At 46.5% G+C, this 16,367-nt stretch carries 15 protein-coding genes, 5 tRNA genes and 2 pseudogenes; 13 read left to right on the top strand and 9 right to left on the bottom strand.

Annotated features, from left to right (window positions below; translation table 11 throughout):
• Together E2K52_RS10040 and E2K52_RS10035 are read left to right on the top strand one after the other, a co-directional pair.
• Positions 1-367 (top strand): 23S rRNA (guanosine(2251)-2'-O)-methyltransferase RlmB (locus E2K52_RS10040; RefSeq protein ID WP_151204978.1); only part of this gene is annotated, 367 nt, incomplete at its 5' end.
• A 6-nt stretch (positions 368-373) separates the two neighbouring features.
• Complete coding sequence (locus E2K52_RS10035) at positions 374-1,297, top strand: DMT family transporter (protein WP_151204977.1); 924 nt, start codon at positions 374-376, stop codon at positions 1,295-1,297.
• A 221-nt stretch (positions 1,298-1,518) separates the two neighbouring features.
• Here the strand turns inward: E2K52_RS10035 and coaE are convergent, their stop codons facing one another.
• The 4 genes from coaE to pilB are packed head-to-tail and all read right to left on the bottom strand — an operon-like array spanning position 1,519 to position 5,974.
• Positions 1,519-2,136: a dephospho-CoA kinase gene (gene coaE / locus E2K52_RS10030; RefSeq protein WP_151204976.1), complete on the bottom strand. Its 618-nt coding sequence runs from the start codon at positions 2,134-2,136 to the stop codon at positions 1,519-1,521.
• A 1-nt stretch (position 2,137) separates the two neighbouring features.
• Complete coding sequence (locus E2K52_RS10025; RefSeq protein ID WP_151204975.1) at positions 2,138-2,998, bottom strand: prepilin peptidase; 861 nt, start codon at positions 2,996-2,998, stop codon at positions 2,138-2,140.
• Complete coding sequence (locus tag E2K52_RS10020; RefSeq protein ID WP_151204974.1) at positions 2,998-4,227, bottom strand: type II secretion system F family protein; 1,230 nt, start codon at positions 4,225-4,227, stop codon at positions 2,998-3,000. The genes E2K52_RS10025 and E2K52_RS10020 overlap by 1 nt, the downstream gene beginning before the upstream one ends.
• A gap of 31 nt (positions 4,228-4,258) precedes the next feature.
• The gene (gene pilB / locus E2K52_RS10015; protein WP_151204973.1) at positions 4,259-5,974 is read right to left on the bottom strand and encodes a type IV-A pilus assembly ATPase PilB; all 1,716 of its coding nucleotides are present in this window, start codon (positions 5,972-5,974) and stop codon (positions 4,259-4,261) included.
• Positions 5,975-6,254: 280 nt separating this feature from the next.
• Between pilB and tpiA the strand changes: the two genes are divergently transcribed.
• The 11 genes from tpiA to E2K52_RS09960 all read left to right on the top strand — a co-directional run bounded on the left by tpiA (position 6,255) and on the right by E2K52_RS09960 (position 13,516).
• Positions 6,255-7,046, top strand: coding sequence for a triose-phosphate isomerase (gene tpiA, locus E2K52_RS10010; RefSeq protein ID WP_151204972.1), 792 nt, complete (start codon positions 6,255-6,257; stop codon positions 7,044-7,046).
• Positions 7,047-7,059: 13 nt separating this feature from the next.
• Positions 7,060-7,389, top strand: a complete 330-nt coding sequence (gene secG / locus E2K52_RS10005) for a preprotein translocase subunit SecG (protein WP_151204971.1) — start codon at positions 7,060-7,062, stop codon at positions 7,387-7,389.
• Between the two features lie 53 nt (positions 7,390-7,442).
• Positions 7,443-7,527, top strand: a tRNA-Leu gene (locus E2K52_RS10000).
• Between the two features lie 51 nt (positions 7,528-7,578).
• Positions 7,579-7,655: transfer RNA gene (locus tag E2K52_RS09995), tRNA-Met, on the top strand.
• A gap of 79 nt (positions 7,656-7,734) precedes the next feature.
• Positions 7,735-7,811, top strand: a tRNA-Met gene (locus E2K52_RS09990).
• Positions 7,812-7,875: 64 nt separating this feature from the next.
• Positions 7,876-7,952 (top strand) — tRNA-Met (locus tag E2K52_RS09985).
• 88 nt (positions 7,953-8,040) lie between these two features.
• Positions 8,041-8,117, top strand: a tRNA-Met gene (locus E2K52_RS09980).
• A gap of 223 nt (positions 8,118-8,340) precedes the next feature.
• Complete coding sequence (gene rimP, locus E2K52_RS09975; protein ID WP_151204970.1) at positions 8,341-8,865, top strand: ribosome maturation factor RimP; 525 nt, start codon at positions 8,341-8,343, stop codon at positions 8,863-8,865.
• Between the two features lie 35 nt (positions 8,866-8,900).
• Positions 8,901-10,385, top strand: coding sequence for a transcription termination factor NusA (gene nusA / locus E2K52_RS09970; protein WP_151204969.1), 1,485 nt, complete (start codon positions 8,901-8,903; stop codon positions 10,383-10,385).
• Between the two features lie 12 nt (positions 10,386-10,397).
• On the top strand, positions 10,398-13,112 hold the full coding sequence (infB, locus tag E2K52_RS09965; protein WP_151204968.1) for a translation initiation factor IF-2: 2,715 nt from the start codon (positions 10,398-10,400) through the stop codon (positions 13,110-13,112).
• Positions 13,112-13,516 carry a ribosome-binding factor A gene (locus tag E2K52_RS09960; protein WP_151204967.1) on the top strand — a complete coding sequence of 135 codons (405 nt, stop codon included), beginning with the start codon at positions 13,112-13,114 and terminating at the stop codon, positions 13,514-13,516. The genes infB and E2K52_RS09960 overlap by 1 nt, the downstream gene beginning before the upstream one ends.
• An 84-nt stretch (positions 13,517-13,600) precedes the next feature.
• Here the strand turns inward: E2K52_RS09960 and E2K52_RS09955 are convergent, their stop codons facing one another.
• The 5 genes and pseudogenes from E2K52_RS09955 to E2K52_RS09935 all read right to left on the bottom strand — a co-directional run.
• The gene (locus tag E2K52_RS09955) at positions 13,601-13,999 is read right to left on the bottom strand and encodes a Na+/H+ antiporter subunit G (protein ID WP_151204966.1); all 399 of its coding nucleotides are present in this window, start codon (positions 13,997-13,999) and stop codon (positions 13,601-13,603) included.
• A gap of 10 nt (positions 14,000-14,009) precedes the next feature.
• The gene (locus E2K52_RS09950; protein WP_151204965.1) at positions 14,010-14,285 is read right to left on the bottom strand and encodes a monovalent cation/H+ antiporter subunit F; all 276 of its coding nucleotides are present in this window, start codon (positions 14,283-14,285) and stop codon (positions 14,010-14,012) included.
• The gene (locus E2K52_RS09945; protein ID WP_151204964.1) at positions 14,282-14,800 is read right to left on the bottom strand and encodes a Na+/H+ antiporter subunit E; all 519 of its coding nucleotides are present in this window, start codon (positions 14,798-14,800) and stop codon (positions 14,282-14,284) included. The genes E2K52_RS09950 and E2K52_RS09945 overlap by 4 nt, the downstream gene beginning before the upstream one ends.
• Positions 14,800-16,239, bottom strand: a pseudogene (locus E2K52_RS09940) (monovalent cation/H+ antiporter subunit D); the annotation flags it as partial. The pseudogene E2K52_RS09940 and the gene E2K52_RS09945, both read right to left, overlap by 1 nt.
• Before the next feature lies 1 nt (position 16,240).
• A pseudogene (locus E2K52_RS09935) lies at positions 16,241-16,367 on the bottom strand (S-adenosylmethionine:tRNA ribosyltransferase-isomerase); the annotation flags it as partial.

The following is a 16,367-nucleotide window of genomic DNA, read 5'->3' as shown; positions in this document are numbered from 1 at the left end:
GCCACGTGACCGTTCAGCCAGTCTGACGCCAACTGCACGTAAAGTCGCTGCAGGTGGGGCGGAAAAGGTAAAATTTATTCAGGTCACCAATCTGGCGCGCAGTTTGGGTCAAATCAAAGATGAGTTTAATGTGCGTGTAGTTGGCACCATGCTGGATGAAAAAGCGTTGCCAATCCAGAATTTTGATTTCACCGGAACCGCAGTGTGTATCGTCATGGGAGCGGAGGATACCGGCCTGCGTCCTATTACCCAAAGCCAATGTGATCAGACGGTGTATATCCCGATGGCTGGCAATTTACAAAGTCTGAATGTCAGTGTGGCAACTGGGATGGCGCTGTATGAAGCCTGCCGTCAGCGTAATACTTAATTACTCATGGCCTTATCGACTCGCACACAAGGTTATTTCTTTTTAATTACGACCATGTGTATCTGGGGCGGTTTTACCTTGACCGCCCGTCTAAATGCAGTTTGGCAGATCAGTGCCTGGGATATAGTTGCACTGCGCTTTTCTCTGGCTTTTCTGATCCTGATGCCGATCTTGTTGTACCGCAAAGAGGCGGGCTTTTTATTAAAAAAAGAGCCTTTTATACTGGCAATGATCGGTGGGGTTATTTACTGCCTGTTTGCCTATAGTGCCTTTCATTATGCGCCCACTGCGCATGCGGCAATTTTTTTGAATGGCTGTATTCCGATTTGTACGGCAATCATGGCCTTTTTCCTGATGGGGCAAGCTTTTGATAAGCATACCTGGGCCAGTCTGATCATTATGGTTATTGTGCTGTGTGTGATGAGCACCTTGATGTATCAGGAGACCGGAGTGGCATTCGGGCTAGGGGATTTTCTGTTTTTTATCAGCGCCATCCTCTGGGCAATTTTTACCGTGTTATTGCGTAAATATCAGCTTACCGCCTGGCAGGCAATGAGTGGTGTCGCGATCTGGTCAGCGGTGGTGTATGTGCCGGTTTACCTGCTCTTTTTACCCAAACATTTAAGTGTGCCAGAACCCCAGCATTTGCTGTTCCAGACCATCTTTCACGGGATATTTGTGGTGATGATTGCCACCTTAAGCTATGTAGAAGCCATTAAGCGTCTTGGGGCATTTAAGGCAGGAAGCATTACCAATCTGGCGCCATTTATTGCTGCAATTTTAGCTGTACCCTTATTAAATGAACCACTCAGCCTGGCCATGGTGTGTGGCCTGATCGGGATGGCGATAGGTGCATTACAGCCCTGGCGCTGGTTTACCCACAAAGATAGCCTCAGTCAAAAACTGGCAGAACAGAAAAAGCAGGCCTAACGAGATCTGTTTTTATCTTAAGCTGCTTTCCACTATGGAAGAGATTAAAGCTGGACTTAAAATCTGGGGTTGAGTCCATAGCTAAGCTATATCGGCTAAATCATTCATAGATAAAGAAAAATAGGATGATAACGTTATAGAAATTCAGCAGCTTAGGTCTAAGTTCCTGAGCGCGACAGTGTGCTGCGGGGAAGGCTGCGGTTGTATGCCAGTTGTATGATCTAAAGGTCGCACTCCTGGTTTTCAGCTGCCATGCTTAGATATTTTTCATGTAATGGCATCAGGTGGGCATACAGATGTTCAAGCTCACCATTATTCAATACAATATCGTCAGCCATGGCACGTTTCTGTTCACGAGACATTTGTGCTGCAATAATCTGTTGAATCTGTTCTACATTCTGTCCATCACGTTGCGATGCCCGCTCGATCTGCAGCTCAATTGAAGCATCGATCAATAAGTTACGTTGGGTCAGTTCATGCTGATTGGTTTCAAACAGCAGCGGTGAGACCAGAATCACATAAGGGCTTTGTGCTGCCTGTAACTGTTGAATAATCGAGCTGCGAATTGCAGGGTGCGTAATGTTTTCTAGGGTTTTTCGTGCTTCAGGCGATTGAAAAATGTGTTCGCGTAAAGCACGGCGATTGAGTGAGCCATCTTCAAACAAGGCCCAGTCTCCAAAGGCCTGCTGAATTTGCAACAGTGCCGGTTGGCCAATGTCGACAACTTCACGGGCCACAATGTCGGCATCCACAACAGCAATACCTTGCGCATCAAACCACTGGCTGGCAGCAGATTTTCCGCTGCCTATACCGCCGGTTAAACCGAGTACAAATTTCAATTTACTGACCTAAATAAATGTGCATGATCTGTTCGCCCCATAAAAAGGCGATCCAGCCAGCAATGGCAATATAAGGACCAAAAGCAAAGGGCTGATTTTCTTTACGGATCTTGAGCAGAATAATCCCGATAATTGCCCCGACCAAAGAAGACAATAACACAATCAGCGGTAAAAGCAGGGGGCCCATCCAGGCACCTAAAGCTGCCAGCAGCTTAAAGTCTCCATAGCCCATGCCTTCCTTGCCCGTCACCACTTTAAACAGGTAATACACCACCCACAAACATAAAAAGCCCAGAATATACCCCCAGATGGCCGAACTTGCGGAGGTATAGATGGCATAACTATTAATCCCGAGGCCCAGCGCTGCCAGTGGCAAGGTGTAACGGTCGGGTAAGAGTTGGGTATCAAAATCAATAAAAGTCAGGGTAATCAGCACATAGGTTAATACCAGGCCAAAGAGCATCTGTAGGGTAGGACCAAATACTGCCACAACGATCAGTGCACAAATCGCAGTTAACAGTTCTATGAAAGGATAGCGAATACTGATTGGATGTTTGCAGTTACCACATTTACCACGCAATAATATCCAGCTCATCACTGGAATATTTTGATACCAGCGAATTGGCGTCTGACATTTTGGACAGGTTGAGGCGGGTTTGCTGAGGGTGATTTTACTTTCATCAATGATGGGCTGATCAGGATGCAGGAACAGCTGACAGTCAGTACGCCACTCCTGTTCCATCATTTTTGGCGTGCGATAGATCACCACATTTAAAAAACTGCCGATACAGAGACTAAAAAGCCCAACTGCGAGATAAAGCGCAGTCGGATTGTGGGAAAAATAAAAAATAAGGTCTTGCATTAAACCACAGAGCCCATTTGGAAGATTGGAAGATACATGGCAATCACCAGACCACCGACCAGCACACCCAGAATGGCCATAATCAGGGGCTCCATCATGGAAGTAAGACCATCGACAGCATTATCGACTTCATTTTCATAGTGGGTTGCCACTTTATCCAGCATGGCATCCAGGGCACCTGATTCTTCACCAATTGCAACCATTTGTACGGCCATAGAAGGAAACTTGTCAGTCACACGCATGGCAAATTGCAGCTGCTGCCCGGTTGCGACATCTTCGCGAATTTTCATGACTGCGTCTTCGTAGACCACATTATTAGTCGCTCCAGCTGTCGATTCTAATGCATCAATCAATGGAACACCGGCAGCAAAAGTCGTCGACAAGGTACGGCTATAACGGGCAATAATCGCTTTATAAACCAGGTCACCAAAAATCGGTGCCTTAAGTGCAGCTTTATCCAGAAAGTCCCGGAATTTTTTACTGCGTTTCTTGGCTTCCAGAAATGCGGTAATAGCAACTGCAATGGCAATAATCATCAGGAACCAATACTTCTGCATCCACTCTGACATATTCACCACCATCTTGGTAAAGGCAGGCAAATCGGCGCCAAAGGATGAGAATAACTCCTGGAAGACCGGTACGACCTTAACCATTAGAATAATGGTCACGATTACAGCAACGACGATGACTGCAATGGGATATTTCATGGCCTTTTTAATCTTCTGCTTTAGCAGCTCGCTCTTTTCTTTATAGATGGCGACACGGTCGAGCATGGTTTCCAGGGCACCCGACTGCTCACCAGATTCCACCAGCGAACAGAACAGATTGTCAAAATACTGTGGATATTTACGTAAGGCACCTGCAAAGGTATTACCGCCTTCGACCTCTCCTTTAATGCCAAGCACGACTTCACGCATAGCGGGGTTTTCTAGTCCCTCTGCCACGATTTCAAAGCCTTGAACTAACGGTACACCCGCTTTCATCATGGTCGCCAGCTGCCGGGTAAAAATCGTGATATCCAGGGTGCTGACTCGTTTTTTCATCAAGCCTTCAAGAATATTCTTTCTCTTTTGTCGAATAGTCTTGATGCTGATGCCTTGTTTTCTCAAGTTGACTTTTGCCAGCGCCATATTGCGTGCCGGTAATTCCCCCTTGATCTTCACCCCTTTGCGATCAATGCCTTCATAACTGAAGACCGGCATCATCTGGCCTTTTTTTACTGCCGCCATATGTTTATCCTTATTTTATATTTGCATCTGATCATTCGCTGGTTACACGATTGACTTCCTGTAAGGACGTCACCCCCTGCATAACCTTCATTAAACCTGATCGACGTAAGTTGTTAAAACCTGCATGTGCAGAAGCCTGAGCAATTTCAATTGCATTGCCATCTTCCATAATAATTCTTGAAATTTCTGGTGTTACTTTCATAACTTCATAAATGCCGACACGACCTTTATAGCCTTCACGACATTCATTGCAGCCAACCGGTTCATAAATCTGAAATTCCGGGTGTTGGAGATCTTCTTCGGTAAAGCCCATCTCCAAGAGGCTCTGCTTGGGAATATCGGCTGGTTTTTTACATTGTGCGCATAAACGGCGGGCCAGACGCTGGGCAATGACTAGGTTGACTGAGGTTGCAATATTAAAAGAAGGAACTCCCATATTGCGTAAACGAGTCAGGGTTTCCGGTGCACTGTTGGTGTGCAGTGTGGACATGACCATATGTCCGGTTTGTGCCGCCTTGATGGCAATTTCAGCCGTTTCCAGATCACGAATCTCACCGACCATGACAATATCCGGGTCCTGACGCAGGAAGGATTTAAGTGCAGCGGAAAAGGTCAGGCCGACCTTGTTGTTGACGTTGACCTGGTTAATCCCTTGCAGGTTAATCTCGACCGGATCTTCGGCCGTTGAAATATTGGTATCTTCACGGTTTAAGATATTCAGGCCGGTATACAGGGAAACGGTTTTACCCGAACCGGTAGGACCGGTAATCAATAGCATACCTTGAGGTTTCTCCAAGGCTGCCATAAACAGGGCTTTCTGTTCCGGCTCATAACCCAAGGCATCAATTCCCAGCATTGCACTGGACGGATCCAGAATACGCAGTACCAGTTTTTCCCCAAACAGGGTAGGCAGTGAGTTCACACGGAAGTCGATTGCTTTATTTTTGGAGAGTTTTAATTTGATACGGCCATCTTGGGGAATACGCTTTTCAGAAATATCCATTTGTGACATGACTTTTAAGCGGGAGGCTAAACGGTTAGCTAATTGCAAAGGTGGCGTGGCAATTTGACGCAGCACCCCATCGACTCGGTAACGAACCCGGTATATCTTTTCATAAGGCTCAAAATGCAGATCCGATGCACCCATCCGGATCGCATCAATCAGCAATTTGTTAATATATTTAACAATAGGAGCTTCTTCGCCTTTTTCCTGGTCTTCCTCGTCTTCTTTGTCTGAGATTTCACTGCCTTCGACATCAAGATCGAGATCAAAACTGTCATCAAAATCAAACGTGCTTTCTTCGGTGAAATTCTGTTCAATCAGTTTTTCCAGTTTATTGTATTCAACAATAATACTTTCAATATTCAGTTTGGTGGCAAAGCGGATTGCATCAATGGCTTCAATATTGGTCGGGTTACTGGTGGCAATATAAAGGATATTGGCACTCTTAAAAATTGGCAGAACCCGGTGTTTGGTAATTAATTTTTCATCTATTTCTTCACGTAAGATTTGTCCAGGATCATACGCCCCCAGATCAAATAAAGGCTCGGCAAATTCAACTGAAATTGTTTCGGCAATTGTCGTTGGAGAAAGATTATAGTGGCCGATCAAATACGCCACGATATCCGTTTTCTCCTGCTTGGCCTTGTCCAAAGCAGTCCGCATCTCTTCAGCCGATAATGCACCTTCATCGACTAAGCGACGAATAAACCCCGTAAATCTCGGGGTCCCCTGTAATACTGTCATGCTTCAATATGCCTATTAGTTCAATTTTTTTAATTTGCTATCTTTGAAATTATACGTTTGTTGTATAAAAATACCATAGCTGAGAGTGCTGTCATCTTCTTACTATTCACTAAAACTTTGAACTGGTCGGAAGAAGCCGGCATTTTTTTACCTGATAACAAAAAATAACCATTTGGAAGCGCCAAAAGTGAAAAATCTGCTCAATAAAACTATTCTTTAAATTTTCCAATTCCGTGTAGAATGGGCCCAACTCAAGATATGTCAGTAAAATAGGTTGTTTATGTCGGTTTCGGCGATTATCCCGTGGGTGGTGGGGAACTGGAAAATGAACCCGGTTCAGGCAGATGCATGTGCTCTAGTTCGTAGTATGACGGAATTACTGGAAATTACGCCGATTGCTGAAGCGCAATGTCATCTCGGAGTAGCACCGATTTCGATTGCGCTGACTCAAATTCAGGCACAACTGTCTACAGCCAATCGTGCAGTGTATACAGTTGCCCAAGATGTATCACGCATTCCAGGTACTGGGGCTTATACGGGTGAAGTCAGTGCCGAATTGCTGGCAGACAGCAACATCGGGTATGTACTGGTGGGTCATTCTGAACGTCGTGAGCTGTTTGCAGATACCGTTGAGATTTTAAAGGCCAAAATAAAAAATGCCCTGAATGCTGGGCTTACCGTGATTTACTGTGTCGGTGAAAGTCTGGAACAGCGTGAGGCAGGGCAGGCCGAAGCAGTGGTATTACAGCAGATTTGTGATATTGCAGCAGTGGTCGAAGCCGAGCAGTGGAAACGCATCGTTATTGCCTATGAGCCGATCTGGGCGATTGGCACCGGGAAAACTGCTTCTCCACAGGATGCACAGGCCATGCATGCGCAAATCCGTCAGGGCTTAAGCCAGATTACCGGTTATGGCGAAACAATTGCGATCTTATATGGTGGTAGTGTAAAACCGGAAAATGCAGTAGAGTTAGCAACCTGCCCGGATATCAACGGGGCATTGGTGGGTGGTGCATCACTCAATGCTGAGTCATTCCTTCAAATTGCTCAAGCATTTGCAAATACACAATAATGAGGAGTTCAGCATGCAAACTTTTGTGCTGGTAGTACATATTATCTTAGCGATTTTGATGATTGTCTTGATTTTGGTTCAGCATGGTAAAGGTGCGGATGCTGGTGCCTCGTTTGGCGGCGGTGGTGCAGCGACGATCTTCGGTGCCTCAGGTTCTGGTAATTTTCTGACTCGTTTAACTGCTGTTTTTACAGCGCTATTCTTTGTTACCAGTATTACCCTGGCGATTTTCGCCAAGAAACAAACTACCGATGCTTACAGTTTGTCCTCGGTGCAATCGGTTCCAGCTGCTCCGGCACAACCGGTTGAAACTTCACCAACTGCACCCCAAGAAACCGAATAATCTGAATTAAACCTTTCTTTTTTCCGGTGATGCGACTAGAATGCGTCACAGCTGCGGTGGTGGTGGAATTGGTAGACACGCTACCTTGAGGTGGTAGTGCTTTCGGGCGTGGGGGTTCAAGTCCCCCCCTCCGCACCAACTTATGAATCCAGAATATAGGTTGGTGCTGTGCAGCAAAACTTCTGTTGATGCGGGATGGAGCAGTCTGGTAGCTCGTCGGGCTCATAACCCGAAGGTCGTTGGTTCAAATCCAGCTCCCGCTACCAATCAATCCTTTTGAAAGAGGCAAACTTTTAAAAGGCAGCTTAAATCTGATTTAAGTTGAGAAAATAATTTGCATGTTGTTGCGGGATGGAGCAGTCTGGTAGCTCGTCGGGCTCATAACCCGAAGGTCGTTGGTTCAAATCCAGCTCCCGCTACCAATCTTTTAAAGATGCAAACTTTAAAAGCAGTCTATATTTAGGCTGAATGTTATTTGTACGCTGATGCGGGATGGAGCAGTCTGGTAGCTCGTCGGGCTCATAACCCGAAGGTCGTTGGTTCAAATCCAGCTCCCGCTACCAATTTTTCAGCGACAGATCACAAATATGCAGAATGATGCGGTTATGATTGAAAAGCTCTCATCTTTTGTATATAATTTTTGCACGTTGATGCGGGATGGAGCAGTCTGGTAGCTCGTCGGGCTCATAACCCGAAGGTCGTTGGTTCAAATCCAGCTCCCGCTACCAAGTTTCTTAAAAGAGGCTCACAACAAGGTGGGCCTTTTTGCACAGTGGGATTTGAAAAAGATCTGGATTGTGCATTAATTGGGGCGATTTACGCCCTTTTTTATTGGCTATCGTGTAGTGTCGACATTATTTGGTCAAATCTCCATGTTTCACTACTACTATAGTTTGTATTGGTTTGTAGTGGTCAAATAGATCATAAATTCGCACCAGATGACGAGAGTAAATGAAGCTATCAAATAAAACTCAAGCACTTCAGGACTTGATTGCACCCGCAGTTGAAGCCTGTGAGGTAAATCTGTGGGGGATTGAGTTCCTGCCACAGGGCAAACGTTCATTATTACGCATCTATATTGACCGTCCGGTTGAGGATAATGCTGAACCTGTGATCAATGAAGATGGTGAAGTTGAACAGGGGCGCGGTATTGGGGTTCAGGATTGTGTACGTGTGACACAGCAGGTTGGAGCCATACTGGATGTACATGATCCAATTTCGGGCGAATATTCACTTGAAGTTTCTTCACCTGGCTGGGATCGTCCCTTCTTCGAGTTGCAGCAGATGTCAGGCTATATCGGTCAGACGGTAGCGCTTCGTCTGATTAGTGCAGTCGATAACCGTCGTAAATTCCAGGCCAAACTGGTTGCAGTCAATCTTGAAAATGAAATGATTCAAGTTGAAGTAGAAAAACAGCAGATTTTGGATATCGACAGTCACAATATCGATAAAGCAAATTTGGTTTATCAAGATTAATCAAATCAATAAGAATCTGAACAAATAGGTGACTTATGGCACGTGAAATTCTTACCGTCGTTGAAACGGTTAGTAACGAAAAAGGTGTAAGTCGTGAAGCAATTTTTGAAGCGCTAGAACAAGCTTTGGTTGCAGCGACTAAGAAGAAATTCTACGAGGGAACTCACTCGGAAGAAGCTCGTCTTCGTGTAGAAATTGACCGTAAAACCGGTGACTATCGTACTTTCCGTCAATGGGAAGTAGTTGCAGATGAAGATCATGAAATGCCGGCTTGCCAGGATGCGATTTCTGATGTCGATCCTGCAAAATGGTCGATTGGTGACATCCGTGAACTGGAAGTTGAATCGATTGATTTCGGTCGTATTGCCGCGCAGATTGCCAAGCAGGTGATTGTGCAGAAGATTCGTGAAGCAGAACGCGCATTGGTGGCGGATGCTTATGAATCCAAAGTCGGTGAACTTATCTATGGTGAAGTGAAAAAACAAACCAAAGATGGCTTTATCATTGACCTCGGTGACAATGCAGAAGCTTATCTGGCGCGTGAAGAAATGATTCCGAAGGAGATTCTGCGTCCGAAGCAGCGCGTAAATGCGATTCTTTATAATGTGAACCGTGAAGGTCGTGGTGCACAGCTTTTATTGTCACGTGCTAAGCCAGAAATGCTGATTGCACTGATGAAAAAAGAAATTCCGGAAATTACGGAAGAAATTATTGAAATTAAGGCCGCAGCCCGCCAGCCGGGTGTCCGTGCTAAAATTGCAGTGAAAACCAATGACCATCGTATTGATCCGGTGGGAGCTTGTATTGGTATGCGTGGTACACGTATCCAGGCGGTACAGCAAGAGCTCAATGGCGAGCGTATTGATGTGGTCGTTTGGTCGGATGATCCTGCGCAATATATCGCAAGTGCATTGGAACCAGCGGATGTATCGAGTATTGTCATCGATGAAGATGCCCATACTGCCGATATTATTTTTGCAACCAGTGACCAGTTGGCCCGTGCTATTGGTTCACAAGGTCAAAACGTACGTCTGGCATCAGAACTGACTGGCTATAAGCTGGATATGATGCTGGAAGAAGAATACTACGCCCGTCAACAAAGCGAAGCACAAAAATACCTGGACATGTTTGTTACCCGTTTGGATATTGCTGAAGATTTGGCGATGGCGCTGGTAGAAATGGGCTTCACCTCGCTTGAAGAAATTGCTTACGTGCCTGCTGAAACGTTTGATGAAATCGAACTGGATGCTGAGCTGGTTGAGTTATTGCAAAGCCGTGCGAAAGAACTTGCACTTGCTGATGCATTACAACAGCAAGAAAACGTACAAGCGCCAAGTGAAGAACTTGTTGCAATGGAAGGCATGACAGCAGAGATCGCGCAGGCTCTCGCAGCTCGTGGTGTGGTAACCGTGGATGATCTTGCAGATCAGGCAACCGATGATATCGCGGATATCGACGGTCTGGATGCCGAAAAAGCAGGTCAACTTATTATGAAAGCGCGCGAATCATGGTTTAACTAGGAGGTGTAGTATATGACGAACAAGTCGATTAAAGAGTTAGCGCTCAGCGTGGGTCGTCCAGTTGAGAAGCTCCTAGAGCAGGTTCGTGAGGCAGGTTTACCACAACGTAAAGCTGACGATATTATTACCGCCGAACAACAAGATAGCTTGATGAATCATGTGAAAAAGACACAAGGTTCAGAGGGCCATGCAGGACAAATCACGTTGAAACGTAAAACAACTAGTACGGCTAAAGTAGCAAGTACTTCAGGTAAGGCGAAGACCATTAATGTAGAAGTTCGCAAGAAGCATACATTCGTCAAGCCAGATCCGGAACAAATCAAGGCAGAAGCTTTAGCCAAAGCTCAAGCTGAGCAGCAAGCCAAAGCGCAAGCTGAACAGAAAACAGCACAAGTGAAGAAACCTGTTGAAGCAGCAAAATCTGGTGTGAACAATGCCAGCAAAGCATTGGAAGCAATGCGTGCAGCTCAGAAACAGGAAAATCAGAAACAGGAAACACCTAAAGCAGCTGTCGTTGTCAAACGCAAATCGACCAATAAGCCGATTGTGAAGGCAGTGGTTAAACCGTCTGAAACAGCAGAGCAGAAAAAAGCTCGTGAAGCGCAAGCTGCACAGCTAAAAGCAACTGAAGAAGCAGCACGTCGTAAAGCAGCTGAAGAAGCACAACAGCGTACACTTGAACAAATGCGTCAAATGGCTTCTAAGTATTCTGCTGAAGATACGACAGCCACAATTCGGGTGATTGATGACACTCCGCTTGCTGCCGGTTTAGTCGGTCAGGCCTATGAGGATTCTTTTGCCAAAGAAGACCGTGAAATTAAACGTGGTAGTAACACGACGAATACACGTGCGCCGAAAAAAGGTGGTCGTCGTGGTCAGGAAGAGCAGTCTTTCAGCCATAACCAGCATAAACGTGGTTTGAAAACCAGCCAGGCCAACAAGCATGGCTTTGAAAAACCAGTTAAAAAACAGGTTTATGATGTTGAAATTGGCGAAACGATTGTGGTTGCTGACTTGGCTGCAAAAATGGCAGTTAAAGTACGCGAAGTGATTAAGTCACTCATGAAAATGGGTGAGCTGGTAACTCAAAACCAAGCCATTGAGCAAGAAATTGCTGCGCTGATTGTGGAAGAAATGGGGCATCACCCAGTTCTGGTATCTGATACGCAAGCAGAAGATAATCTGCTTGAAGCAGCTGAAGAAGCACGTGGTGCACAAACTACGCGTCCACCAGTGGTTACCATCATGGGTCATGTTGACCATGGTAAGACTTCACTGCTTGACCGTATTCGTCGTGCCAAAGTAGCTTCGGGTGAAGCTGGCGGGATTACCCAGCATATCGGTGCATACCATGTCACCACAGATAAAGGCATTATTACCTTCCTGGATACTCCTGGACACGCAGCATTTACTGCAATGCGTTCACGTGGTGCCAAGGCAACGGATATTGTGGTCTTGGTCGTTGCAGCAGATGATGGTGTTATGCCACAAACTGCAGAAGCGATTGATCATGCACGTGCTGCCGGTACGCCAATTATTGTTGCCATCAACAAGATGGACAAAGACTCGGCTGATCCGGACCGCGTACTGAACGAATTAACCACCAAAGAAATCGTACCTGAACAGTGGGGCGGTGACGTACCAGTGGCGATGGTTTCAGCGCACACCGGTGCAGGAATCGATGAATTACTTGACCTGATTTCAATCCAGGCAGAAATCCTGGAGTTGAAAGCATCTGAAGAAGGTGCAGCGCAAGGGGTAGTCATTGAAGCACGTGTAGACAAGGGCCGTGGTGCAGTAACGTCTATTCTGGTTCAAAATGGTACCTTGAAAGTTGGTGATCTGGTTCTGGCAGGCTCATCTTATGGTCGCGTTCGTGCCATGGTTGATGAAAACGGACAGCGTGTTAAATCGGCAGGTCCGTCGATTCCAGTCGAAATCCTGGGTCTTCCTGAAGCGCCAATGGCAGGTGACGAAGTTCTGGTCGTGAATGATGAGAAGAAAGCACGTGAAGTCGCCGATGCGCGTATGGACCGTGAACGTCAGAAACGTCTTGAGCGTCAGTCTGCTATGCGTCTTGAAAATATCATGGCGTCTATGGGCAAGAAAGATGTGCCGATCGTCAATGTGGTATTGAAAACAGATGTACGCGGTACTTTAGAAGCGTTGCATGTGGCTCTGGCTGAACTTGCAACAGATGAAGTGAAAGTCCGTATCATCGGTTCGGGTGTGGGTGCGATTACTGAGTCTGACGTTACACTGGCAGAGTCTTCAGAAGCTGTATTACTCGGCTTTAATGTGCGTGCCGATGCAAGTGCGCGCCAAAAGGCCGATGCAGACAGTATCGATATTCGTTACTACTCCGTGATCTACCAGTTGATTGATGATGTCAAAGCTGCAATGAGCGGTAAGCTTGCGCCTGAACATCGTGAAACGATTCTGGGTGTGGCTGAAGTACGTGAAGTATTCCACTCAAGCAAATTCGGTGCAGCCGCAGGTTGTATGGTGCTTGAGGGTGTCTTGCACCGTAATAAGCCAATTCGTGTTCTTCGTGATGACGTGGTGGTCTTCCAGGGCGAGCTTGAATCTCTGCGCCGTTATAAAGAGGTGGTTGAAGAAGTTCGTGCCGGTATGGAATGTGGTCTTGCGGTGAAAGGCTATAAAGACATCAAACCACTCGACAAGATCGAAGTGTATGATGTCCAGTTAATTAAACGGAGTCTTTAATGGCGGGTAGTCAACGTCTGAAGCGTATGGCGGATACAGTACAGCGCGAGTTGTCTGAGCTAATTCGTCAGGAGCTGAAAGATCCACGCCTAGGTGGTCTGGTGACCATCTCGGCTGTGAAAGTGAGCCCAGACTTGGGATATGCTGAAGTTTATGTCACCGTGATGGGTCGTGAACTAGGCGATGAGCAAAGTGAAGCTGCAAATAAGGAAACTCTGGATGTGCTGAACAAGGCATCAGGTTTCCTGCGTCATGAACTGAGCCGTCGTATCAAGACCCGTATAACGCCACGTTTGCGTTTTCACTATGACAAAACCAATGCTTATGGCAACTATATGTTTGGTCTGATTGCTGAAGCTGTGAAGGATCTTCCTCCAGCCGAAGACAAGAAAGATGATGAATAAGCTCAATTGAGCAGATCAAAAAAGCCACCTTCGGGTGGCTTTTTTATTGCAAAATTATGATGGTGGTGGAAGGAATAATGCAGCTTAAAACTCATCCTGCTTATTTTGATTCTTGTGATAAAAGCTACGCCGACGGCTACGCTGCCAGGGCAGGGGACGTTCCAGTGTTTCAGGAACCTCACCACTCATAGAGCGTAAACGTAAATGCAATGCGGCCTGAGCCATCAGGTTGGCTGATACTGGCGCAGTGATAAATGCAAATAGGGTGATCAGAACTTCTGCAAAACCAAAACGGCTATGAATGGCAGAAAAAATAATCGCGCCAATCAGAAAGCTGCCAAGTCCCAAGGTGCTGGATTTGGTGGGTGCATGTAAGCGCATAAACAGATCGGGCAGTCGGACCAGACCAATGCCGCCGACCAGCATAAAGAAAGCACCAATCAACAAGAAAATCGACAGCAGAATTTCGAGAAACAGATTCATAACCAAACTCCTAGTCGATCACATGGCCTGTGGTGAAATAGCTGGCCAGAGCGGCGGTGGAAACAAAGCCCAACATGGCAACCAGCAGGGCACCTTCAAACAGGAAGGTGCTGCTCCAATAAATGCCCAGAATCACCACCAGACAGGTCGCGTTCAGGAACAGCGTATCCAGTGCTAACAGGCGATCGACAATAGAAGGTCCGATAATCAGTCTGAACAGGCAGAGTAACATCGAAATGGTGATTGCACCGAGGCAGATCGCAAGTGCATAGGGCAAAATGGTCATGCTTTATCTCCTGTGCGCGCACTAAAAATTTGAATCAGCGGCTGTTCATAACGCTGCTTGATTGTTTCAATTTCGGCCGCTTCATCCTGGGTACTGAGTGCATGTACCAGAATATCACCACGATCCTGATCAATCCCGGCCGTTACCGTACCTGGCGTTGTGGTAATAATCATGGCCAGCAGGGCATTGACTTCTTCATGTTCAGTATCCAAAGGTACACGAAACCATTTGGGATGCAGGTTTTTGGTGGGGCCAAGCACCAGTTTGGCGACAGTAATATTGGCCACAATAATGTCCCAGACCACCACCCAAAACAGGCGTATGGCCGGCATCCACTGAATATTCGGGGTACGGTCAATAAAAGGTTCAATCAGGCGTGGAATAAAGATCCCCAGAACCAGTGCGCTCAGCAGGGTTGCTGCCTCGAAATTATGTGCCAGTAATATCCAGCTGACCCCGACAATCACTGAAACCAGTGGATGGGGGAACCAGCGTTGCGAAAATGATTTAGCCACTAGGGTCCCTCCGCCGGTTTGAGTTGATTATCATCATGGCTGTACTGTTCAATATACTGCTGATTAATCTGCTGTTGCTTGAATTTGGAAATATGTTCGCCTTCGAGAGTCGCTTCTGAAATCACATACGGAATCAAATGCGCATTCGGATCTGCGGTTTCTCCCCCATATTTGGTTTCTGGCAGATTATCTGAACGGTATGGCTGTACACTGATAAACTGGCCTTCAGCATCACGTTTCAGTAGCGCCGTCTCATACAGAGGATTGTTTTTGATCTGTACGGCAGTCTGATAGTTGTATTGATAGACGGGAGCAGCAAAAACCACATAAGCCATCAGGCCAGCCAGAAGCAGATAAATAACTGTATCATTACGTGGTGGTGCCTTGCTTGGCAGGGCCTCATATTTACTGAAATCCAGCGAATCCGGATCATCTTCCGGGCGGATGGAACGCCAGAACAAAATAAAGCCTACGCGGGTAAAGGCCAGAATGCTCAGCAAGCTCACCAGTAAAATAGTAAAGAGGATAATCATCTGATAAGGTGAATCCACAGAGGCCTGCAAGATAAACACTTTGCCAAAGAAGCCGCTAAAAGGCGGCAAGCCTGCCATCATCAGAGCAATAATGAAATACGTCAGAGAGACAGTCTTGTGCTGTTTCATCTTGGGGGCAATGTTAAAATGGTCTTTAAATTCGCCCCGTTGCGAGGTAATCCAGCCACTCAACAGATAAAAGGCTGCGCCGATCAAGGTGCTGTGCACTGTATAATACAGCGCACCTGCCCAGGCCTCGGTGGTGTTGATGGCAATTGCCACCAGAATCGTGCCGATTGAAGAGAGCACCATAAAGCCGACAAAGCGGCGTAAGCGTTCTGTGCCAATCGCGCAGATCACCCCATAGACTGAGGTAATCAGGCCGATCACCAGCAGGCAGTTCATTAAAATCTGATGACTATATTCATCATCAAAAACGGTGCCATTAATACGCAAAATCGCATAAATCCCGACTTTGGTCATGATGGTGAATAAAGCGGCGACAGGCGTGGTGGCCACCGCATAGGTTTTGGGTAGCCAGAAGCCAAGTGGAAGCATGGCTGCCTTGATGCCGAAGACCACGAACAGCATCAATCCTCCGGCAACAGCCAGTTGATGCTCATCTTCTGCCAAGGTGGGAATCAGGCGGGCAACATCTGCCATATTCAGGCTGCCCACACTGCCATAAATCATGCCCAGTCCAATCAGGAACATGGCCGAAGCCAGCAAGTTAATGACGACATAATGTACGCCCAGCTGGAAACGTGCCTTACCTTGTCCATGTAACAACAGGACATAAGAGGCCATAAGCAGAATTTCAAAGAATACAAACAGGTTAAACAGGTCACCTGTCAGAAATGCACCGCTCAGCCCCATTAACAAAAAGTGCACCATGGCATGGAAATATACCTGATGCGCGTTTCCCTTTCAGGCGCGCTTTCATAACCTTGGTGTCATTCAGAACCAGCAGATCTCCTTCATTCAGCAAATCCAGAATATCGGTGAACTGGTGATCGTGATATTGGCCTTGTGCA

This window comes from Acinetobacter sp. RF14B (assembly GCF_006864105.1).
Taxonomy (GTDB): Bacteria; Pseudomonadota; Gammaproteobacteria; order Pseudomonadales; family Moraxellaceae; genus Acinetobacter; species Acinetobacter lwoffii_C.
Note: the sequence above shows the minus strand (reverse complement) of the source record. Positions and strands in the feature narration are given on the sequence as shown.